The sequence below is a fragment of the Paraburkholderia tropica genome (assembly GCF_014171495.1).
In the GTDB taxonomy this organism is placed as follows: Bacteria; Pseudomonadota; Gammaproteobacteria; order Burkholderiales; family Burkholderiaceae; genus Paraburkholderia; species Paraburkholderia tropica.
Map to the genome: position 1 here is coordinate 1772590 of NZ_CP049135.1, position 21494 is coordinate 1794083.

Below are 21494 nucleotides of genomic sequence, written 5' to 3' on the forward strand. Positions count from 1 at the left end.
CCGGGCCAGGCTACCGCAATTCTGGAATCGGGCAAGGGCAGTGTGCCATGCGGCAAAACCCTAAGTCCACGACGTCAAAAATCCTTCAGGCGTAAAAAACACGAACGTGCGGCGAAGCTGGTGCAGCGTTGCCCGCTTAACTGGCAAAGCGTGAGCAAACATGGACAGCTTGCACCATCACCTGCACGTCGCCCACGCGCGGTGCATCGAAAACTTGTTTCGGATCGGGAAATATTCGATTTGACATATCCACTTTAAGTCCACTTGCATCGACCGCCTGCGCACGCCATGCGTTGAATGGCTTGCGCGCTGACTTGTGAAAAATGGACGCGGATGGCGGAAAAGGAAAAGAACGCGTCTGAATTCATACATCGGCGGGGAATTCGAACGACAAGAATAGAGCCGTCGGCCAGAACCTTGCGCAGCGGCTGCAAAGCCAGGCGGGGCGGGCCTTGCGCGTTACTGGAAATGCTGTTCCATTCGTCACGGACGCCTTATGTCGCACACTGAATCTTTCTTCTCGCAAACGCTCGCGCAGCACGACTCGGCCGTGCGCGGCAGCATTCTGAAAGAACTCGAACGTCAGCAGTCGCAGGTTGAAATGATCGCGTCGGAAAACATCGTGTCGCGCGCGGTGCTCGAAGCGCAAGGATCGGTGCTGACGAATAAATATGCCGAAGGCTATTCGGGCAAGCGCTATTACGGCGGCTGCGAATTTGCAGACGAAATCGAAGCGCTCGCCATCGATCGTCTGAAGAAACTCTTTAACGCCGGCTTTGCCAACGTTCAACCGCATTCGGGCGCGCAGGCCAATGGCGCCGTCATGCTTGCGCTTGCCAGGCCAGGCGACACCGTGCTGGGCATGTCGCTCGACGCAGGCGGCCACCTCACGCATGGCGCGAAGCCGGCGCTCTCGGGCAAGTGGTTCAACGCCGTGCAGTACGGCGTGAATCGCGACACCTTGCTGATCGATTACGACCAGGTCGAGGAGCTGGCACAACAACACAAGCCGAGCCTGATCATCGCGGGCTTTTCCGCCTATCCGCGCGCGCTGGACTTCGCGCGCTTTCGCGCGATTGCCGATCGCGTCGGCGCGAAGCTGATGGTCGATATGGCGCATATCGCGGGCATCGTCGCCGCCGGCCGTCATCAGAATCCGGTCGATCATGCGCATGTGGTGACGTCGACCACGCACAAGACGCTGCGCGGCCCGCGCGGCGGCGTGGTGCTCACGAACGACGAGGAGATCGCGAAGAAGATCAACTCGGCCGTGTTCCCGGGTCTGCAAGGCGGCCCGCTGATGCACGTGATCGCGGGCAAGGCGGTGGCGTTCGGCGAAGCGCTTCACGACAGTTTCAAAACCTATATCGACAGCGTGCTCGCCAATGCGCGCGCACTCGGCGAGGTGCTCAAGGCGGGCGGCGTCGATCTGGTGACGGGCGGCACGGACAACCATCTGCTGCTCGTCGATTTGCGGCCCAAGGCCCTCAATGGCGCGCAGGTCGAACAGGCGCTCGAGCGCGCGGGCATTACCTGCAACAAGAACGGCATTCCTTTCGATACCGAAAAGCCCACGGTCACCTCCGGCATTCGTCTGGGGACGCCGGCGGGAACGACGCGCGGATTCGGTGTGGCGGAATTCCGTGACATCGGCAGGCTGATTCTCGAGGTCGTCGATGCGCTGCGCACGCATCCCGAAGGCGATGCCGCCACGGAGCAGCGCGTGCGCCGCGAGATATTCGCGCTCTGCGAGCGCTTCCCGATTTACACGCACGCATAACCGGCGTCGTATGCATCATTCGCTTCACGCGCAATACCTACCCATTCAAACCCCACGCCCGTTTCGGAGTCAGCAATGAGCAATCTGCACGAAAACAGCATCATCATCGATGGTCTGAACATTTCCAAGTTCGACCGCTCGGTATTCGAAGACATGCGCAAAGGCGGCATTACCGCGGCGAACTGCACGGTGTCCGTGTGGGAGAGCTTTACGAAGACCGTCGATAATATTGCGCAGATGAAACAGCAGATTCGCGACAACGGCGAATTGCTCACGCTCGTGCGCACGACCGACGATATCCTGCGCGCGAAAAAGGAAAGCCGCACGGGCGTGATTCTCGGCTTCCAGAACGCGCATGCGTTCGAGGACAACATCGGCTATATCGAAGCATTCGCCGATATGGGCGTGCGCGTGGTGCAGCTTTGCTACAACACGCAGAATCTCGTGGGCACCGGTTGTTATGAACGCGACGGCGGCCTCTCCGATTTCGGCCGCGAAGTGATCACGGAAATGAATCGCGTGGGGATCATGGTCGATCTTTCGCACGTGGGCGGCAATACGTCTTCGGAAGCCATCGCATTTTCGAAGAAGCCGGTCTGCTATTCGCACTGTCTGCCTTCGGGCCTGAAGGAACATCCGCGCAACAAGAGCGACGCGCAGCTCAAGGAAATCGCCGACGCGGGCGGCTTTGTCGGCGTAACGATGTTTGCGCCGTTCCTCAAGCGCGGCATCGACGCGAGCGTCGAAGACTATATCGAAGCGATCGACTACGTGGTGAATCTGATCGGCGAGGATACGGTCGGCATCGGCACCGACTTCACGCAGGGTTATAGCGTGGACTTCTTCGACTGGCTCACGCACGACAAGGGCCGTTATCGCCGTCTGACGAATTTCGGCAAGGTCGTGAATCCGGAAGGCATTCGCACGATCGGCGAGTTTCCGAATCTCACGGCGGCCATGGAACGCGCCGGCTGGAAAGAATCGCGTATCCGCAAGATCATGGGTGAAAACTGGGTGCGAGTGTTTCGCGACGTCTGGGGCGCGTGATTTTCAGACGTCTCGTAACGCGAAAACAAAAATACGTTTAGCCATTCCGAACCCTAAAAGCTGCAAACCGATAAAACGATTATTCCGGAGCCCCACGAAATGCAACCGCAATTGCCGATCGACGTCGACGCGAATACCGGCGTCTGGACCACGGACGCACTGCCCATGCTGTATGTGCCACGCCACTTCTTCACCAACAATCACACGGCAGTCGAAGAGGCGCTGGGCCGCGAGACCTACGCGGAGATTCTCTATAAGGCGGGCTATAAATCGGCGTATCACTGGTGCGCGAAGGAAGCCGAAAAGCACGGAATGAGCGGCATGGCCGTCTTCGAGCATTATCTGAAGCGCCTCTCGCAACGCGGCTGGGGCCTCTTCACGATCGTCGAAGCCGATCCCGCTACGGCGCACGCACGCATCGAATTGCGTCATTCCTCGTTCGTGCTCGCGCAGCCGGGTAAGCACGGCAAGCTCTGCTACATGTTCGCGGGCTGGTTTGCAGGTGCGATGGACTGGGTCAACGACACGGCCGGTGCCGGCGCGCATGCGCCGCGTGCGCAATCCAGGGAGGTGCAATGCGCCGCCGAAGGTCATGCGCATTGCGTCTTCGAGGTTTCGCCAATCACGTCCTGACGCATTCTCGCGACCGGATCATCAGCCTTAAAAAAAGCCCGCATTACGAATTACCCGAATACCCGAGGCCGTCAGCGATGCGCTATCCCCACCTGTTCAAACCTTTGACGCTCAATCAGCTTACGCTGCGCAACCGCATCGTGAGCACTGCCCATGCCGAGGTCTATGCCGAGCCGGGCGGGCTGCCGGGCGACCGCTATATCCGCTACTACGAAGAGAAAGCCAAGGGCGGTGTGGGCCTCGCGGTGTGCGGCGGCTCGAGTCCGGTGTCGATCGACAGCCCGCAAGGATGGTGGAAGTCGGTGAATCTCTCGACCGACAAGATTATCGATCCGCTCGCGCGTCTGGCCGAGGCGATGCATCGTCACGGCGCGAAGATCATGATTCAGGCCACGCACATGGGACGCCGTTCGGCGTTTCATGGCGAGCACTGGCCGCATCTGATGACGCCGTCGGGCGTGCGCGAACCGGTGCATCGCGGCAATGCGAAGATCATCGAGGTGGAGGAAATTCGCCGCATCATCGCGGACTTTGCGGCGGCTGCAAAGCGCGTGAAGGACGCGGGGATGGACGGCATAGAAATCTCCGCCGCGCATCAGCATTTGATCGATCAATTCTGGAGCCAGCGCACCAATTTTCGCACCGACGAATGGGGCGGTTCGCTGAAGAACCGTTTGCGCTTTGGCGTGGAAGTGCTCGAAGCCGTGCGCGAAGCGGTCGGTAAGGATTTTTGCGTGGGCTTGCGCATGTGTGGCGACGAATTCCACGAAGACGGTCTCGATCACGAGCAATTAAAAGAGATCGCGCAGGCCATGGCGGAAACCGGTTTGATCGATTATCTCGGGGTGATCGGCTCGGGCGCGGATACGCACAACACGCTCGCGAATTGCATGCCGCCGATGGCCTTGCCGCCTGAGCCGTTCGTGCATCTCGCGGCGGGTATCAAGTCGGTGGTCAATCTGCCCGTGATGCATGCACAGAGCATTCGCGATGCGGGCCAGGCCGAGCGCCTGCTCGCGAACGGCATGGTCGATCTCGTGGGCATGACGCGCGCGCAGATTGCCGACCCGCATATGGTCATCAAGATTCGCGACGGCCGCGAAGACGAAATCAAGCAATGCGTGGGCGCGAATTATTGCATCGACCGCCAGTACAACGGGCTCGACGTGCTCTGTGTGCAGAACGCGGCGACGTCGCGTGAAGCGACCATGCCGCATGTGATCGAAAAATCACGCGGAGCGAAGCGCAAGGTGGTCGTCGTGGGTGCGGGTCCGGCGGGACTGGAAGCGGCGCGCGTAGCGCGTTTGCGTGGTCACGACGTCGTGCTGTTCGAAAAGGGCGACGCCGTTGGCGGTCAGATTCTGCTTGCCGCGAAAGCGCCGCAGCGCGAGCAGATGGCCGGCATCGTACGCTGGTTCGATATGGAAACGAAGCGTCTTGGCGTCGATCGTCGCCTGGGCGTGGAAGCGGATGATAAAACCATTCTCGCTGAGAGGCCCGACATCATCGTGCTCGCGACCGGGGGCTCGGCCTTCACGCAACAGGTGCCTGCGTGGAGCGTCGACACGGGGCTTGCGGTGAGTTCGTGGGACATTCTTTCGGGCCGCGTGGCGCCGAAGCAGAATGTGCTCGTCTACGACGGCGTAAGCACGCATGCGGGCGCGGGCGTGGCCGACTTCATGTCGAGCCGGGGATCGAAGGTGGAGATCGTGACGCCGGACGTGAAAGTGGCCGACGACGTGGGCGGCACGACATTCCCGATTTTCTATCGCCGACTTTACGCGCAAGGCGTCATTCACACGCCGAATTACTGGCTCGACCGCGTGTACGAGGAGGACGGCAAGAAGATCGCCGTACTGCGCAACGAATATACGGAAGAGCAGGAAGAGCGCGCGGTCGATCAGGTGGTGATCGAAAACGGCAGCACGCCCAATGACGCTTTGTACTGGAAACTCAAACCCGAATCGCTCAATCGCGGCCAGGTGGATGTGCACAAACTGTTTGCTGCCGAACCGCAGCCCTCATTGTCCGAAGAACTGGGCAATGGCCGTTTCCTGCTGTTCCGCGTGGGCGACTGCATTTCGATGCACAACATCCACGGTGCAATTTACGACGCGCTGCGCCTCGCGAAGGACTTCTGAACCATGAACCCGACCTGGCTGATTACCGCGCTACTGTGGCTGTCGATGGCGGGGCTGGCGTTCGCAGTCGCGAGGCGCGCGTCATACTGGCGAGTGGGACGCGCAGCAGCGCCTTCGTCTACTGGCGTCGACAAGCTGTTCAGCATTCCAAAGCGTTATTTCGTGGATCTGCATCATGTGGTCGCGCGTGATCCCTATATCGCCAAGACGCACGTGGCGACGGCAGGCGGCGCGATTGCGGCGCTGGCGCTCGTGTTCATCAATTATGGGCTGGCTATTTATTCGCCGTGGATCGACAAGCTCATTTTTCTCGCGGCAATCGCCATGCTGATCGGCGTGGTGTTCGTGTGGCGCCGACGTCGTGCGAAGCAGCTGCCCGCACGACTTTCCCGCGGTCCGTGGAATGCACTGCCGTGGCTGCTGGGTTCGTTCGCGCTGGGCATCGCGCTCTTTACACTGGTGCCCGCGAGCGCGATGTCGGGCGGATTCGCGGTGCTGTGTGCGGCACTGATCGGTGTGGGTGCGTTCGCGATGACGTTTGGCGCCGCAAAAGGCGGCCCGATGAAACACGCCGTGGCGGGTTTGCTGCATCTCGCGTTTCATCCGCGCCAGGAACGCTTCGCCGCTACACGTGAAGCGTGGACTGGCAATGGCATCGCCACGCCGCCCACTGCACTGAAACTCGCCGATGTCGAGCAGCAACAGGACTATGGCGTAGCGAAGGCGGTGGAATTTCGCTGGAATCAATTGCTGAGTTTCGATGCCTGCGTGCAATGCGGCAAATGCGAGGCGGCGTGTCCCGCCTTCGCGGCCGGTCAACCGCTCAATCCGAAGAAGCTGATTCAGGATCTCGTCGTGGGCATGGCGGGCGGAACGGACGCCGCGTATGCAGGTAGCCCGACGCCGGGCATTCCCGTCGGCCAGCATCGCGGCACGCCGAATGGTCCGATCGTCTCCGGCTTGATCGAAGCGCAAACGCTGTGGTCGTGCACCACCTGCCGCGCGTGCGTGCAGGAGTGCCCGATGCTGATCGAGCATGTCGATGCCATCGTCGATATGCGTCGCAATCAGACGCTCGTACACGGCACCGTGCCGGGCAAAGGCCCGGAAGTGCTGGCGAATCTGCGCGAGACGGGGACGGCGGGCGGCTACGACAAGGCGGCTCGCTACGACTGGTCGGTCGATCTCAATGCACCCATCGCGCAAGCGGGCCAGCGCGTTGACGTGCTGCTCGTCGCGGGCGAAGGCGCGTTCGACATGCGTTATCAACGCACGCTGCGGGCGTTCGTGAAAGTGCTGAACAAGGCGGGCGTGAATTATGCGGTGCTCGGCGCGCAGGAAGCGGATACGGGTGACGTCGCGCGTCGTCTCGGCGACGAGGCCACGTTCCAGCACATGGCGCAGCAGATGATGCGCACGCTGGCGACGCTGAGTTTCGCGCGCATCGTCACCGCGGATCCGCATGTGATGCACAGCCTGCGCAATGAATATCGCGCGTTGGGTGCGCGCTACGACGTCCTGCATCACACGACCTTGCTCGCAGAACTGGCCGCGAGCGGTCGCATCGCACCGAAGGCAGCCGAAGCGCTGCGCGAGAAACGCACGACGTACCACGATCCCTGTTATCTGGGCCGCTACAACGGCGAGATCGAAGCGCCGCGCAAATTGCTCAAGACCATTGGCATTCAGGTCGTGGAAATGGAGCGCAACGGTCTGCGCGGACGATGCTGCGGTGGCGGCGGCGGCGCGCCGCTTACGGATATTCCGGGCAAGCAGCGTATTCCGGATATTCGTATGGCCGATGCGCGCGCAGTGGGGGCGGACGTCGTCGCCGTGGCGTGCCCGAATTGCACGGCAATGCTCGAAGGCGTCGTGGGCCCGCGCGCGGAAGTGCTTGACGTGGCCGAACTCGTAGCCGCTTCGCTGGAGTAAATCGATGAACGCAACGACGAACGCAATCAAGCGGATCGATCCGCGTCGGCCTTTTATTGTCACGGCGACGGGGCTCAAGCGGATCACGCTGGGCGAGACCGGAAGTGCCAATACAGGCGATGGTCAGTGGGACGCGCATCGTGCGCACGGTGATATCGCCAAACCCAAAAGAACGATCAGGCATCCGAATCAAATCATTCTGGCCACGGCCCATACGGAGCGAGGTGCGCTCGACGATCACGCGTGCCAGGTCATTGCGGCCGCCGCGCTGCTCGCCGATGCGCAAACCGAAGTCGCGCTGCTGGTATTCGGTGAACTCAAGGACGACGCGGCCGCGCTGGGCGTGGACAAACTGATCGAATTGACGGACTACGACCGCCGCACGTTCGCGCCGGAAAGCGAATTGCGCGCGCTGCAGGCGTGTGCTGCGGCGCTTGCGCCGCGTCACGTGCTGCTGCCGGACAACGCGAGCGGCGACGGCGATCTCGGCCGCCGTTATGCCGCGTCGACCGGCGCGAGCGTGGCCGCGCATGTGGTGGAAATCGACGCGAAACATGTGGGGGTCTACGAGCAGGCGAAGCGTGCATTCGCGACGCGCGCCCTGCCGGATGTGATGCTGCTGGCGCCCAATGCGGTGGAAGCGAAGCTGCCGTTTATCGGTGCGGGCGAGCGCCTCGCTGGCGATTTCATTCGACCGGCAAGCGATCTTTCTCAACCGTATCGCGATCTCGGCATCGAAGAGATCGATGCTGCGCAGGTCGCGCTGGAAGAGGCGGACTTTATCGTCGCCGCGGGCAACGGTGTAAGCGATGTCGCTCAGTTCGAATGCCTTGCTGGCGTGTTTGGCGCAGCGATCGGCGCGAGCCGTGTGGCGGTCGACAACGGTCATTTCACGCGCGACAAGCAGGTGGGCGCGACTGGCAAGACGGTGGAGGCCAGTGTGTATATCGCGTTCGGCATTTCCGGCGCCGTGCAGCATTTGCAGGGTATCAAGGATTGCCGTCACGTGATCGCCGTGAATCTCGACGGCAGCGCGCCCATTGCCAAACGCGCGAATCTCACCGTGGTGGGCGATGCACAGGCGACAATCGCCGCGTTGATCGAACAGGTGCAGGCGGCGCGCGGCGCGAGTCGCGCGACGCCCGCTGAAACGCGCGTCGTCGCGCGCGAACGTCATCCCGCAGGAGTGGCCGCATGAACGCACCTGGACGGATCGAACGCATCGCGGTGCTCGTCTCGACAGGACGCCATCCGGTGAGCGGTACGCCGCGCTATAGCCGTAACGATGCGCTCGCGCTCGAACTCGGGCACCAACTCGCGCAACGCCATCGTGCATTGATCGACGTGATTCACGCGGGCGATCCGCACGATCCCGCTTTGAACGACTATCTCGCGCTCGGCGCGCGCGAAGTGCAAGTGCTCGCCTGTGCGGAACACGACGACGCGGCGCGCGTGCTCGCCGAACGCGTGCGCGGCTATGACCTTGTGCTGACCGGCACGCGCGCGGAAGGCGCGCACGATTCGGGCATGTTGCCGTATGGCGTGGCGGCGGCGCTGGCGTTGCCGATCGTCGGCGGTGCGGTCGACATCGACGTCGACGCGGCGAGTCGCAGCGCCATCGTGCGCCAGTTCTTGCCGAAAGGGTTGCGTCGCCGCGTGCAGATCGCACTGCCCGCCGTGATTGCGGTGCATCCACTGGCGAACGCGCAACCGCGCTATGCCTACGCGCGCATGCGTGCCGGCACGATCCAGCCTGCCGTGATCGGACGTTTCAAGTCTGACGAATCGGGCGCGTGGCGCGTGGGGCCGGCGGAGCGCAAACCGGTGAAATTCGCCGCCGCCGAAAAGCGTTCGGGCCATGCGCGCATGCTTTCCGCCACCACGACCGAAAGCCGCGGCGGCAACGTCGTAATTGAAGGGAGTTCGGTCGAAAAAGCACAAGTGATTCTCGCGTATTTGCGCGAGCATCAACTCATCGATTACTGAATTTGCCGGTCTGTCGGCAAGAACCAGGGATGCAAAATCCGGAGCACACGATGAACGTATCGGCAGACATTCGCGCACTGCTGGCGCGCCGCGAAGAAGGGTATAGCCTCGAAGCACCGTTTTACCGCAGCGAAGAAATTTTCGCGCTCGATATGGAGGCGATTTTCCGCCAACACTGGATTCAGGTCGCCGTGGAGCCGGAAGTGCCGGAGCCGGGCGATTATGTGACCGTGGAACTGGGTGGCGATTCGATTCTGATCGTGCGCGACGACGACATGCAGGTGCGCGCGTTTCATAACGTTTGCCGCCATCGCGGCGCGCGTTTGTGCAACGAGCAGAAAGGCACCGTGGGCAATATCGTTTGCCCGTATCACAGCTGGACGTACAACCTCACCGGCGAACTGATGTTCGCCGAGCATATGGGCGAGCAATTCGACCGTTGCAAGCACAGCCTGAAGCCGGTGCACGTGCAAAACCTGGCCGGCTTGATCTTCGTGTGTCTCGCCGACGAACCGCCCGCCGACTTCGCGATGATGCGCGCCGCCATGGAGCCGTATCTGTTGCCGCACGATTTGCCGGCGTGCAAAGTCGCCGCGCAGGTCGACATCATCGAGAAAGGCAACTGGAAGCTCGTGATGGAAAACAATCGCGAGTGTTATCACTGCGTTGCCAACCATCCCGAACTCACGATTTCGCTCTACGAATACGGCTTCGGCTACCAGCGCACGACGGCAAATGCCGAAGGCATGGACGCGTTCGAGCGCACCTGCACGGAACGCGCGCAGCAATGGGAGCAAATGAATCTGCCGTCGGTGGAAATCGAAAAACTGCTGGACGTCACGGGATTTCGCACGCAACGACTGCCGCTCGATCGCAGCGGTGAATCGCAGACGCTCGATGCGAAAGTGGCCTCGAAGAAACTGCTCGGCGAATTCCGCAATGCCGATCTGGGCGGTCTGTCGTTCTGGACGCAGCCGAATTCGTGGCATCACTTCATGAGCGATCACATCGTGTCGTTTTCGGTGATTCCGTTGTCGGCGGGCGAAACGCTCGTACGTACGCGCTGGCTCGTCCATCAGGAAGCGCGCGAAGGGATCGATTACGACGTGGCGAATCTCACGGCGGTATGGAATGCGACCAACGACCAGGACCGTACGCTGGTGGAATATTCGCAGCGCGGCGCGGCCAGCAGCGCGTATGAGCCGGGCCCGTATTCGCCGTACACGGAAGGGCTGGTGGAGAAGTTCACGGCCTGGTATGTCGGCCGTCTTGCCGAGAAGATCGGCGCATAACGTAGAACGCGTATGACGCGGAGAGTCTGACATGATGCGAGATGCGGCCCAATTCGATCCCACGGACAGCCGGGTGACGCGCCCGGCGTTCTGGGGCACGCTGCCCGAACGCTGGACGAGCGACGTCGAGGAAACCCTCGTGTGCTGTCACGTGCGGCAGGAAACGCACGACGTGAAGAGTTTTTTTCTGCGCTCGCCGCAAGGGCGCACGTTCTCGTTCGAACCCGGGCAATTCGTGACGCTCGAACTCGAAATAGACGGCGAGTCGGTGAATCGCTGCTATACGATTTCGTCTTCGCCCGCGCGGCCGCATACTATTTCCATTACGGTGAAGCGCGTGCCGGGCGGGAAGGTCTCCAACTGGCTGCACGATAATCTGCAACCGGGCGCGACCTTGCGCGTGCTCGGTCCCGCGGGCGAATTCACGTGTGCACGGCATCCGGCGAACAAATTTCTATTTCTCTCGGCGGGTTCGGGCGTCACACCGCTGATGTCGATGAGCCGTGCGCATCACGATCTTGCTGAGGACCGCGATATCGTATTCACGCATAGCGCACGCACGCCGGACGACATTATCTTCGCGCGAGAACTCGAATTGATTGCATCGAGTCATGCGCATTTTCGCACCGCGTTCGTCTGCGAACGCGTGGGCGCACGGACGGACTGGCATGGCGTGACGGGCTTTCTCTCGCTGCCCCTGCTCAAATTGATCGCACCGGATTTCATGGAGCGCGAGATTTTCTGTTGTGGGCCCGCGCCTTATATGCAGGCCGTGCGCAATCTGCTGGACGAAGCGGGCTATGCGCGCGAACACTATCACGAAGAAAGTTTCTCGTTCGAAACACTGACGGCGGACGAACCCGACACGCAGACGCACGAACTCGCGCAGGCTGCCACGCAAACTTTCGCCGACGCGACCACGTACACGATCACCTTCGCAAAAAGCCGTCGCGAGATTGCCTGCAACTCGCAGCAAACCGTGCTTGAAGCGGCGCGCCAGGCCGGCGTGCGTCTCGCCTCGTCGTGCGCGCAAGGCATGTGCGGAACCTGCAAGGTCAAACTCGTTTCCGGGCAGGTGGAGATGAAGCACAGCGGCGGCATTCGTCAGCGCGAAATCGATCAGGGCATGGCGTTGCTGTGCTGTTCGAAGCCGCTTTCGGATCTCGTCGTCGATAAATAAAAGCAGGGAAAAAGCCCGCGTCGCTAGACGACAAGATTGCGTCGGAATTCGACGATATCGGCAAATTGTGGCGGGGGAATCTGGAGGTGCACGGGGCGCGTTGCCCGGTTACAGGAGATCGACCTTGAAGCTGCCAGGAAAATATGTGTGGGCCGGCGTGCTGTCGGCGATGGTGGGCCTGAGCGCCCCTGCGTGGGCCGACGGCAAGCCGACGCTGAAAATCGGCTACGTCGAAGGCTGGGACGATAGCGTGGCGACATCCAACGTCGCGGCGCGCATTATCGAAAAGCGTTTCGGCTATCAGGTGCAACTCGTGCCCGTGGCCGCGGGCATCATGTGGCAGGGCGTCGCGCGCGGCGACCTCGACGCGACGCTCTCCGCGTGGCTGCCGGTGACCCAGGGCGCGTACTGGGCGCAGTTCAAGAACAAGGTCGTCGATCTTGGCACGAACTTTCCAGGCGCGAAAATCGGGCTCGTCGTGCCCGATTATGTCGGCGCGAAAAGCATCGACGATCTCAATGCGCAAAAGAGCGCATTCGGTGGCCGTATCGTGGGCATCGACGCCGGTGCGGGCGTGATGACCAAGACCGATCAGGCCGTCAAGCAATACGATCTGAGCTACACCGTCATGCCGAGTTCGGGCAGCGCGATGACGGCGGAACTCGCGCGTTCGTTGAATGCGAAAAAGCCGGTGATCGTCACGGGCTGGACGCCGCACTGGATGTTTGCGAAATACAAACTGCGCTTCCTCGACGATCCGAAGAATGTGTATGGCGCGGCGGAGCATGTCGACAACGTGGCGAATCCGGAGCTGGAAACGAAAGCGCCGCAAGTCGTGTCGTTCCTGAAGAAGTTTCAGTGGAAGCCCGGCGAAATCGATAGCGTGATGCTTGCGATTCAAAACGGCGAAAAGCCGGATGCCGCCGCCGATACATGGATCGCTGCTCATGGCGACCGCGTGAATACCTGGGTTGCGGCGCAGTAAGCGTGAGCCAGCGCCCCGTGCGTGCGTCGCGAAGCGAACAGGCTTGATGTTTCGCGACGGCGCGCCGGGTGCAATGCAGCATGCGCGAGGCGCGCAACGCGCCTTGGTTCGTTTTTCAATCAGCTCGTTTTTCAGCGGTGTTTCGCCCACACAGTGCCCCGTTCAGGTGCGCGCGGTGGCGCGGCCGGCTTGCTGCGCCGATTGCGGCAGGCGTTGAATAGCCGTGTCGCTTTTGCGTAAGCGTCTGTCGCAAATCGCCATCCCCGCGGGGTTTTTTCTGGCAACCATGTAGATACAGTGTGCGGCGCGTGCGGCACGAGGAGACGGAATCGATGAAAGCCCCCAAGATCGTAGTCGAAGGACTCAGTAAGGTCTTCGGACCGAATCCGAAAACCGCGCGCGATTTGCTCATGAGCGGCGCGACGAAAGACGAGATGTTCGCAAAGACCGGCTACGTGCTCGGCGTGAACAAGGCGTCGTTCTCGGTGCAGGAAGGCGAGATCTTCGTGCTGATGGGCCTCTCGGGTTCCGGAAAGTCCACGCTGATTCGTCTGATTAACCGGCTCGTCGAACCCACGGCGGGCAAAGTCGTGATCGATGGCCGCGATATTGCGGCGGTGAAGCGTTCCGAGCTGGTTTCGCTGCGCCGCACCGACATGAGCATGGTGTTCCAGTCATTCGCGCTGATGCCGCAACGCACGGTGCTGTCGAATGCCGCGTTCGGCCTCGAAGTGGCCGGCGTAGGGCGCAAGGAGCGCGAGCAACGCGCGCTCGCGGTGCTGGAGCAGGTCGGGCTGGCCGCCTTCGCGCAGAAGCTGCCCGCCGAGCTTTCCGGCGGCATGCAGCAGCGTGTGGGCCTTGCGCGCGCGCTGGCCGTGAATCCGTCGCTGATGATCATGGATGAAGCGTTCTCCGCGCTCGATCCGCTCAAGCGCAAGGAAATGCAGAACGTGTTGCTGCAATTGCAGAAGGAACAGCAGCGCACCATCATGTTCGTTTCGCACGATCTGGAAGAGGCGCTGCGCATCGGCACGCGCATCGCGATCATGGAAGGCGGTCGTATCGTGCAGATCGGCACGCCGCAGGAAATCATCAGTCATCCTGCCGATGAATATGTGCGTGCGTTTTTCGATGGCGTGGATACCAGCCGCTATCTCACGGCAGGCGATCTCATGCAGCGCGAAGCTGTGCCGCTCGTCCACGCGCTCGATCCGAAGAGCGTGGCCGCTTCGTTGAACGGCAGCGCCGATTACGCGTTCGTGCTCGACGCGCAACGCCGCATCAGCGGCTTTGTCACGCGCGATGCGATCGGCGTGGCGCAACCGTCGGTGCGCAAGGTGGAATGCATTTCGCTCGCCGCGCCGCTCGAACAGGTCGTCTCGCGCGTATGCGCGAACGTCACCGCGTTGCCCGTGGTCGACGAAGAGGGCCGCTATTGCGGGTCCATCGATCAGGCTGCGGTCCTGAAGGTCATTACGCGTAACAGGAGTGCCCATGTCTGAGATCATTCCCCTTGGCCGCTGGGTCGATCAGTCGGTTCATTATCTGCTCGATCATGACGCGAATAGTTTCGACGCCGTCGGCAAGGCCATCGAGAGCTTTGCCGCGTTTATCGAGCACGGCTTGCAGGCCATTCCCATGTGGGCGCTGATGGCGTTCTTCATTGCTGTCGGCCTGTGGCGCGTGGGCTGGCGTTTCGCCATGTTCGCTACGGCGTCGCTATTGCTGATCTACGCGACCGGCTTCTGGGATCAGACCGTCGTCACGCTTGGGCTGACGTTGTCGTCGACATTGATCAGTCTCGTGGTCGGGATTCCGCTCGGTATCTGGACCGCGAAGAACAAACTCGTGCAAACCATCGTGCGGCCGATTCTCGACCTGATGCAAACGATGCCGGCTTTTGTTTATCTGATTCCCGCTGCGATGCTGTTTGGTCTTGGCCGCGTGCCGGGCATTCTCTCCACGGTGATCTTCGCGATGCCGCCGGCCGTGCGGCTCACGAGCCTCGGCATCAAGCACGTGAACCGCGAAATCGTGGAAGCCGGTCAGGCATTCGGCTGCACGCCGTGGCAACTGCTTTACAAGGTGCAGTTTCCCAATGCGCTGCCGTCGATCATGCAAGGTGTGAACCAGACGATCATGATGGCGCTGTCGATGGTGATCATCGCGTCGATGGTGGGCGCGGGCGGTCTCGGCAACGACGTGCTGGCGAGTATTCAACGCCTCGATATCGGGCTCGGTTTCGAGAGCGGTTTGTCGGTCGTGCTGCTCGCCATCATGCTAGACCGGATTACCGAGAGCTTTGGCCGCGCACCCGGCGCCGTGAGAGCGCCGCTGTTCTCCGGCATCAAGCAACTGTTTCGTCCGCGGCCGATGATTGCCGAGGCTTGAAGTATGGCGTTCCGCGCGCCGCGGTGTTGGCGCGCGGACTGCTTGCCCGGCTTGTGGCGATTGCGTGCGAAAGCCGGTTTATTTCTGTCCGTCGCGGGCACGTGAATATCGGCCCGGCGCGCCCAGCAGGAGCGCAATGTGACGTCCGCCCTCGCCTCGACCGCCGTGCAAGCGGCGATTGAATCGACGTTCGAGCATTTCGGTTTCCTGACTTTGCCGAACTTTTCAATGATCGCGTTTTCCAGCGCGGTCGAAGTCTTGCGCATGGCCAATTACGTGGGCCGTGGCGATCACTATCGATGGTCGGTCTATACGCTCGACGGCGAACCTGCGCGCGCGAGCAACGGCATTGCGGTACGTCCCGCGCAACGCCTCGATCTGAACAAGCTGCCCGACGTGCTGATCGTGTGCGGCGGCATTCGCATTCAGGAAGCCGTGGACGAGCGCGTGCGCGCCGTGCTGGCCGAGGTCGCCGCGCGCGGCATTCCGCTCGGCGGTATCTGCACGGGCGCTTATGCGCTGATTACGAGCGGTTTGCTTGACGGATATCGTTGCGCCGTGCATTGGGAAAATCTCTCGACGTTCTACGAGTCGTTTCCCGACGTGCAATTTGCCGACGAGCTCTTCGTGATCGATCGCGACCGGCTCACGTGCACCGGCGGCACCGCGCCGCTCGATCTCATGCTTGAACTGGTGGGCGCGCGTCTCGGACGGCAAGCTGCGGCAAAAGTCTCCGAACAATTCATTCTCGAACGCATTCGCGGCTCGACCGATCTGCAGCCGATTCCCGTGGATGCGCGCGTTGGATTTTCGCGTGCGGAACTCGTGGAAGTCGTGCGCCTCATGGAAGCCAATATCAAGGAGCCGCTTTCGCTTGAAGAACTCGCGCGCCTCGTGCGGCTATCGCAACGCCATTTGCAGCGCATGTTCAAGGAATATTTGAACGTGTCGCCGACACATTATTATTTGAGTTTGCGATTGAAACGCGCGCGCGAATTACTGCGTACGACCGATACGTCGATTGCACGCGTAACGTCGATTTGCGGATTCAATTCGCCGTGTCATTTCAGCAAGGCGTATCGCGTGCAATTCGGACACGCGCCTAGTCACGAGCGGCGCGCGCCGGGCTAACGATCAGCGCCTAGTGCAGCGACGCGCCGGGTTCCACGTCGCTTGTCAGCGAGGAATCGGGGCGAAAGAATGCGTCGAGATCGGGGAGTTGCGTCGGTTCCTGGCCGCTGCGTTGCTCGCGAAACATATTCGGCGGCACGCCGAATTGCTTGCGGAATTCTCGCCCGAGATGCGAGGCGTCCGAAAAGCCGCAACTCGATGCAATATCGGCCACCGTGCGGTCGGAACTCGTGAGCAGCCACGCAGCGGTGCGCAGGCGCAGCGCATTGGCGAAGGTGCGCGGGCTTTTGCCCGTTTCCGATTTGAACAGGCGTTCGAGCTGCCGCGCGGAAAGATTGAGCTTGCAGGCCAGCTCTTCGAGCGGCACGTTGCGTCCCACCTGTTGCTCCATCAGCAGGATCGCGCGTTTGACTTTCGGATGCGTGGCGGGTTCGAGTCCCGGCGGATGCGGCTGCGGCGCGTTGCCTTTCTGCATTTCACCCACCAGCAGAATACGCAGCGCTTTTTGCACGGTGGCGTGATCGAAATGGCGCAACAGAATCGCGGCGGCCACGTCGATCGACGCGCGTCCGCCCGAACAGGTAATGCGCCGCCGGTCGATCACGAAGAGACGGTCGGCCACGATCGCGTCCGCATTGACGGACGGAAAGCGCTCGATAAAGTCCCAATAGTGAAACCAGCTCACGCAGATGCGGTGCGCATCGAGCACGCCCGCGCGCATCAGCGTGAATACGCCGGTGCAGATGCCGACCACGGTGGTCGTGCCCGCGGCGGCGCGGCGGATGTATTGCAGCGTGGCCTCGCTGGCCTGCGGTCCGGAATGCAGCAGGCCGCCGACGATCACGAGGTAGTCGACCGGCTCCGCGTTGTCGAAGGTTTCCCATGGCGTGATCTGAATGCCGCAACTCGCGCGTACCGGCGCGAGCGTTTCGCCCAGCACGCGCCACGAGCAGCGCACCGGCTTGCTGAAATCGCCGTCGTCGGCGGAGAGGCGCAGCATGTCCACGAAACCGGAAAAGGCGGTCAGCGTGAAATTGGGCAACAGCACGATGCCGAAGCGGATGCGCGCCTTCTCGGCGGTCTCGGGCGAGGGAACGATCGGGAGCGGGTTAGACATGGCGGCGCGTGAAAGTGGGAGGCGCGAGGCGGTTTTCGCAAGCGTCGCCGATCGAAAGGGCGCGCGCTTGTGTTTTTCCGCCATCGACTTTCGCAAAAGCGCATATCGCGGGCGTGCTGGCGACGGCGTACCGTCGCGCTGGCGTTTTCATTCTATCGGTTTGCAGCGGCCTTTGGTCAACTGCGTGGTCAGTGTTCCCTGCACCGAAAGGAGCCCCGCGTGCCGCGTGCCCAAACTGTCGAGCTGAATGATCGCGCCTGCCATGGCGATGCCGCCGCGGCGCTCGCGCTGCTGGAGCACAGCATCGGTCGGGGCCACGGGCGCATCGGGCTGTTGCGCTATTGGCAGGCGCGCCGGCTGGGCGCCGCGCTGGAGCCGCGGCATCATGATTATGCGCGGCGCGTGGCTGAAAAAATGAGCGATCGAGCCCTCGCGGCACTCGCGGCGCAGGCGCAGCGGCGCCATCGCGACGAGTCTGCCGCGGTCGCTCAGGCAGGTGCGTCAGAGCACGACCGTGCGCCCGTCGTTGATGAACACGCGGCGCTCCAGAAACGCCTTCACGGCGCGCGCGAGCACCACGCATTCGACGTCGCGCCCCACAGCCAGTAGCCGTTCCGGATCGAAGCTGTGATCGACGCGCTGCACTTCCTGTTCGATGATCGGTCCTTCGTCGAGGTCGTCGGTGACGAAATGCGCCGTCGCGCCGATCAGTTTGACGCCGCGCACATGCGCCTGGTGATAAGGCCGCGCGCCCTTGAAACCGGGCAGAAAAGAATGATGAATATTGATCGCGCGACCCGCGAGGCGGCGGCTCGTTTCGTCGGAAAGAATCTGCATATAGCGCGCGAGCACGAGCAATTCGGAACCGGTCGAATCGAATAGATCGAGAATCGCCGCTTCCTGCTCGCGTTTCGTGTCGGGCGTGATCGGCAAATAATGAAACGGCAAATCGTGCTGATGTGCGAGCGTTTCGAAATCGCGGTGATTCGACGCGATGCCGGCAATATCCATCGGCAATTCGCCCATGCGCCAGCGAAACAGCAGATCGGCGAGGCAATGTTCGAGCCGCGAAACCATGATGAGCACTTTCGGACGCACCTGAAGATCGTGGATGGACCACGTCATCGTGTGCTCGCGCGCGGTGGGCGCGAATTCGTCGCGCAGGCTTGCGAGATTGCAGCGTGCCGTCGTGTCGCGCACGACTTCGTGAAAGACGCAGCGCAGAAAAAAGCGTTCGCTGATGTCGTCGTCGAAAACGGTGAGCTCGTCGATATAGCAGTGGTGCCGGTCCAGAAAGCTCGCGACGGCGGCCACCTGGCCAGCGGCGCTCGGACAGGACAGCGTGAGGACGTATTGATGCGGACGAACGTCGGCGGACATGCGGATTCTCCGGTTATCGTGGTGCGCCTTTCGCATCGCACGCGAAAGGCGATGTCGCGAGTAAGCCATTGTTTGGTGCATCACAGATAGAACGGTTGCGCTCTTTAGCACGTATGGAAACGCCAGGTCGTGTTTGAGTCGCACGGTGTCGCTTTTTATCGCGTTGCCGCTTTTTAGTCCGGTGACGATTAAAAGGCGAAGTGCGGTGCTTTGACCGGGAGTGAGTGATGGAAACGTTCGTTGGCTTGCGCGCGGGCGCGGCGGAGCACTGCCACGCGCTGTTTCGCGTGCGCACGTCGTTTGACGACGTCTATATGGCAGTGATTCGCTCGAATTACGGCAACGAGGAGCGCGCCGTGGTGGAAGTGGAGCGCGAACGCTTTTTCGCGTTATGGCGTCGCGATCCGCAAGGTTTGCATGCCGCGTATGCGGACGGCAGCATGCTTACCTGGCGCGTCGACGGGCGCTTCGATCTGGCGACCGACGGGTTCAGTTTCGGCGAGTACGATCCGGTGCCGCTGGCCGAAGTGCGCTGCGCCGGAGGCGAGACGCCGTGGGTGGCGTTAAGCGACGGTGTGATCCGCACGGTTTGGCTCGCAGCGCACGGCGCATCGTGCTTTCCGGTGGAGTGCCGCGTGGACGAAGCGCCGCGGCTCGCGCGCCACGCGGGGACCGGCGCGCACAAGTGGAGGCGGGTGGCGGAGCTGATTCCGGTTGCGCCCGCCTGAGTGTCCTTACGCCGCCTTCCCCTCGCGCTGCAACGCCTGCACGTTCTCCAGCTGCGCGAGATGGCGCAACAGCTTCGACACCATCATCACGACCGTCAGCGCGAGCACGACGAAGAACACCGCGAGCGGCGTGAGAATCTGCACGGAGACAAAACCTGCAAGTCCCATCATCGCCGAGGAAACCAGCAGCAGCGCGCAGCCGAGAATCGCACTCGTGAGCCCGGCGACTTCGGGGAACAGCGAGTTGCCCTTGGCCATCAGCGTGGGGTACATCGCGCCCGCGCAGAAGCCCATGAACAGCACCGGCGTGGCGAGCGTCCACACGCGCAGGCCAACGGTCAGCGCGAGCACGAGCATGACGATGGCCGACGCCGCCATCGCGAACGAACCGGCGCGCAAACGCACTTCGGGCGTCGGCATACGCGGGCCGTGCAGACGGTTCGAAAGTCCGCCGAGGAAATACATCAGACCGATGCCGAGCGCGAGATAGCCGAAAAACGTCGGCGGTTTGTGCAGCGTGCTCTGCACCATGAACGGCCCGACGATATTGAAAACCAGCAAGATGCTGTAGCACAGTCCTTGCGCAAGAAAACAGCTCTGAAACACCGGGCTCGCGAGCACCTTGCGCGCATTGGCGATGAGCGTGCGCGTTTCGAGCTTCACCGGCTGGCGCAGCGTATCGTGATAGCGCCACAGCACGCCCCACATCACCACGGCCCAAACAAGCAGAAACACGAGGCACGAACGCCAGCCGAACCACGTCTGCAAATGCGCGCCGATCACGGGCGCGATAATCGGCGCGAGTCCCCACGCAATCGACATATACGTGAACGCGTGCAGCAACGCGGTGCCGGAAAACGAATCGGTGATGATGGCTTTCGCCAGCAGATTCGTGGTCGCGATGCCGAAGCCTTGCAGGCAGCGCGCGAGCACGAAGGTTTCCAGATTCGGCGCGACGAGCGACAGCAGACAGCCAATCGTAAAGATCGCAATGCCGAACGCGAGTACGCGCTTGCGTCCGTGGGCGTCGGCAATGGGGCCGAAAATCAGCTGGCCGAGCGCGTACGCGGCCATATAACCGGAAACGCTCGACTGGATCGCTTGCGGCGAAGTCGTGAAGAAGTGCGCCATGGCGGGCAGCGCCGGTACATAAATATCGATTGCGAGTTGTCCGGCCGAGGAAAACAGGCAGATCATGAACAGCAAAAAGCCCGGCGTATTCGTCGCGCGCCGGGCAATGGCGGGCGGATTGGCGTTATCGTGGTTCATCACAGCGTCGAAGAGGCGGAATGCGGCGGCGCGGCGGGGGTGGGGCCGGATGCAGGCGCGCGGCGCGCGCGTGATCCGCGCACGCCGCGTGTTTTGACCGCGTGAATAGCCGATATTGTGCCTGTGCTTGCGCGAGTCTGCTCGACGTGGCTCGCGCGGATCGACATCGCCGCGTTGTGGCCATCGGCGACAACCTTCGGCCGCATGCGAAATGCGTGGGTTTTTACGCGTTCGCGCCCTGAAAATCAGGCAAAAAACAGTATCTGCGCGATTTTTGCGCAGACGAGCGTCGCCGCGAGCAAAAAGATAACCACGCATTACGCCCATCCCGATGCGTTTTGAAAGGCGGCAAATGCCGCTGCGGCGGCGGCGGGTTTGTGCGCGGCGGCATGCGTGCGAACGGACGTGCGAAAGCGGCATCCGGGAGACGCGATTCAAAGGTGCTGAAGAGAGATCGCTACGGCGCGCTCGATCGGCCTGCCGACGAGACGGCGGCTGCACA

General features: G+C 61.8%; 17 protein-coding genes and 1 pseudogene. 14 read left to right on the forward strand and 4 right to left on the reverse strand.

Going from position 1 to position 21494, the window contains the following annotated elements; genetic code table 11:
- Positions 1-496: 496 nt before the first annotated feature.
- From G5S35_RS22720 to G5S35_RS22780, 13 genes and pseudogenes are all read left to right on the forward strand, one after another.
- Positions 497-1780: a serine hydroxymethyltransferase gene (locus tag G5S35_RS22720; RefSeq protein WP_074982564.1), complete on the forward strand. Its 1284-nt coding sequence runs from the start codon at positions 497-499 to the stop codon at positions 1778-1780.
- 75 nt (positions 1781-1855) lie between these two features.
- Positions 1856-2827, forward strand: coding sequence for a dipeptidase (locus G5S35_RS22725; RefSeq protein WP_065059934.1), 972 nt, complete (start codon positions 1856-1858; stop codon positions 2825-2827).
- A 99-nt stretch (positions 2828-2926) separates the two neighbouring features.
- Positions 2927-3460 carry a DUF5943 domain-containing protein gene (locus tag G5S35_RS22730; protein WP_065059933.1) on the forward strand — a complete coding sequence of 178 codons (534 nt, stop codon included), beginning with the start codon at positions 2927-2929 and terminating at the stop codon, positions 3458-3460.
- A 77-nt stretch (positions 3461-3537) separates the two neighbouring features.
- Positions 3538-5601, forward strand: a complete 2064-nt coding sequence (locus tag G5S35_RS22735) for an NADH:flavin oxidoreductase (protein WP_183039078.1) — start codon at positions 3538-3540, stop codon at positions 5599-5601.
- A gap of 3 nt (positions 5602-5604) precedes the next feature.
- Complete coding sequence (locus G5S35_RS22740; RefSeq protein ID WP_074982561.1) at positions 5605-7533, forward strand: (Fe-S)-binding protein; 1929 nt, start codon at positions 5605-5607, stop codon at positions 7531-7533.
- A gap of 4 nt (positions 7534-7537) precedes the next feature.
- Complete coding sequence (locus tag G5S35_RS22745) at positions 7538-8731, forward strand: electron transfer flavoprotein subunit alpha/FixB family protein (protein WP_183039079.1); 1194 nt, start codon at positions 7538-7540, stop codon at positions 8729-8731.
- Positions 8728-9519 (forward strand): drug:proton antiporter, encoded by a 792-nt coding sequence (locus G5S35_RS22750; RefSeq protein WP_074982558.1) that lies wholly within the window; start codon positions 8728-8730, stop codon positions 9517-9519. The genes G5S35_RS22745 and G5S35_RS22750 overlap by 4 nt, the downstream gene beginning before the upstream one ends.
- 50 nt (positions 9520-9569) lie before the next feature.
- The gene (locus G5S35_RS22755; RefSeq protein ID WP_183039080.1) at positions 9570-10811 is read left to right on the forward strand and encodes an aromatic ring-hydroxylating oxygenase subunit alpha; all 1242 of its coding nucleotides are present in this window, start codon (positions 9570-9572) and stop codon (positions 10809-10811) included.
- A gap of 31 nt (positions 10812-10842) precedes the next feature.
- A complete protein-coding gene (locus tag G5S35_RS22760) occupies positions 10843-11991 on the forward strand; it encodes an FAD-binding oxidoreductase (protein WP_183039081.1) in 1149 nt (382 codons plus the stop codon).
- Positions 11992-12115: 124 nt separating this feature from the next.
- Positions 12116-12976 carry a glycine betaine ABC transporter substrate-binding protein gene (locus G5S35_RS22765; protein ID WP_237181398.1) on the forward strand — a complete coding sequence of 287 codons (861 nt, stop codon included), beginning with the start codon at positions 12116-12118 and terminating at the stop codon, positions 12974-12976.
- A gap of 224 nt (positions 12977-13200) precedes the next feature.
- Positions 13201-14478: pseudogene (locus G5S35_RS22770) on the forward strand (quaternary amine ABC transporter ATP-binding protein); the annotation flags it as partial.
- The gene (gene choW / locus G5S35_RS22775; protein WP_065059927.1) at positions 14471-15367 is read left to right on the forward strand and encodes a choline ABC transporter permease subunit; all 897 of its coding nucleotides are present in this window, start codon (positions 14471-14473) and stop codon (positions 15365-15367) included. The pseudogene G5S35_RS22770 and the gene choW, both read left to right, overlap by 8 nt.
- Positions 15368-15505: 138 nt before the next feature.
- Positions 15506-16498: a GlxA family transcriptional regulator gene (locus G5S35_RS22780; RefSeq protein ID WP_065059926.1), complete on the forward strand. Its 993-nt coding sequence runs from the start codon at positions 15506-15508 to the stop codon at positions 16496-16498.
- 10 nt (positions 16499-16508) lie between these two features.
- Here G5S35_RS22780 and G5S35_RS22785 read toward each other — a convergent pair whose 3' ends face one another.
- The 3 genes from G5S35_RS22785 to purU all read right to left on the reverse strand — a co-directional run bounded on the left by G5S35_RS22785 (position 16509) and on the right by purU (position 18995).
- Positions 16509-17615 carry a GlxA family transcriptional regulator gene (locus G5S35_RS22785; RefSeq protein ID WP_183039082.1) on the reverse strand — a complete coding sequence of 369 codons (1107 nt, stop codon included), beginning with the start codon at positions 17613-17615 and terminating at the stop codon, positions 16509-16511.
- Positions 17616-17762: 147 nt separating this feature from the next.
- Positions 17763-18080 carry a hypothetical protein gene (locus G5S35_RS40185; protein WP_065059925.1) on the reverse strand — a complete coding sequence of 106 codons (318 nt, stop codon included), beginning with the start codon at positions 18078-18080 and terminating at the stop codon, positions 17763-17765.
- 36 nt (positions 18081-18116) lie between these two features.
- Complete coding sequence (gene purU, locus G5S35_RS22795; protein WP_074982552.1) at positions 18117-18995, reverse strand: formyltetrahydrofolate deformylase; 879 nt, start codon at positions 18993-18995, stop codon at positions 18117-18119.
- A gap of 227 nt (positions 18996-19222) precedes the next feature.
- On the opposite strand from purU, the gene G5S35_RS22800 reads away from it, so the two are divergent.
- Positions 19223-19723, forward strand: coding sequence for a plasmid fertility inhibition factor family protein (locus G5S35_RS22800; protein ID WP_065059923.1), 501 nt, complete (start codon positions 19223-19225; stop codon positions 19721-19723).
- A gap of 6 nt (positions 19724-19729) precedes the next feature.
- Here the strand turns inward: G5S35_RS22800 and G5S35_RS22805 are convergent, their stop codons facing one another.
- Complete coding sequence (locus G5S35_RS22805; RefSeq protein WP_065059922.1) at positions 19730-20992, reverse strand: multidrug effflux MFS transporter; 1263 nt, start codon at positions 20990-20992, stop codon at positions 19730-19732.
- Positions 20993-21494 lie beyond the last annotated feature (502 nt).

Excerpts from the sequence above, each read along its gene's own strand:
- G5S35_RS22725 (WP_065059934.1), top strand. The coding sequence starts at position 1,856 with ATGAGCAATCTGCACGAAAACAGCATCATCATCGATGGTCTGAACATT.
- G5S35_RS40185 (WP_065059925.1), bottom strand. The coding sequence starts at position 18,080 with ATGGCGCCGCTGCGCCTGCGCCGCGAGTGCCGCGAGGGCTCGATCGCT.
- purU (WP_074982552.1), bottom strand. The coding sequence starts at position 18,995 with ATGTCCGCCGACGTTCGTCCGCATCAATACGTCCTCACGCTGTCCTGT.
- choW (WP_065059927.1), top strand. The coding sequence starts at position 14,471 with ATGTCTGAGATCATTCCCCTTGGCCGCTGGGTCGATCAGTCGGTTCAT.
- G5S35_RS22785 (WP_183039082.1), bottom strand. The coding sequence starts at position 17,615 with ATGTCTAACCCGCTCCCGATCGTTCCCTCGCCCGAGACCGCCGAGAAG.
- G5S35_RS22740 (WP_074982561.1), top strand. The coding sequence starts at position 5,605 with ATGAACCCGACCTGGCTGATTACCGCGCTACTGTGGCTGTCGATGGCG.
- G5S35_RS22750 (WP_074982558.1), top strand. The coding sequence starts at position 8,728 with ATGAACGCACCTGGACGGATCGAACGCATCGCGGTGCTCGTCTCGACA.
- G5S35_RS22735 (WP_183039078.1), top strand. The coding sequence starts at position 3,538 with ATGCGCTATCCCCACCTGTTCAAACCTTTGACGCTCAATCAGCTTACG.
- G5S35_RS22760 (WP_183039081.1), top strand. The coding sequence starts at position 10,843 with ATGATGCGAGATGCGGCCCAATTCGATCCCACGGACAGCCGGGTGACG.
- G5S35_RS22745 (WP_183039079.1), top strand. The coding sequence starts at position 7,538 with ATGAACGCAACGACGAACGCAATCAAGCGGATCGATCCGCGTCGGCCT.
- G5S35_RS22720 (WP_074982564.1), top strand. The coding sequence starts at position 497 with ATGTCGCACACTGAATCTTTCTTCTCGCAAACGCTCGCGCAGCACGAC.
- G5S35_RS22805 (WP_065059922.1), bottom strand. The coding sequence starts at position 20,992 with ATGAACCACGATAACGCCAATCCGCCCGCCATTGCCCGGCGCGCGACG.
- G5S35_RS22755 (WP_183039080.1), top strand. The coding sequence starts at position 9,570 with ATGAACGTATCGGCAGACATTCGCGCACTGCTGGCGCGCCGCGAAGAA.
- G5S35_RS22800 (WP_065059923.1), top strand. The coding sequence starts at position 19,223 with ATGGAAACGTTCGTTGGCTTGCGCGCGGGCGCGGCGGAGCACTGCCAC.
- G5S35_RS22730 (WP_065059933.1), top strand. The coding sequence starts at position 2,927 with ATGCAACCGCAATTGCCGATCGACGTCGACGCGAATACCGGCGTCTGG.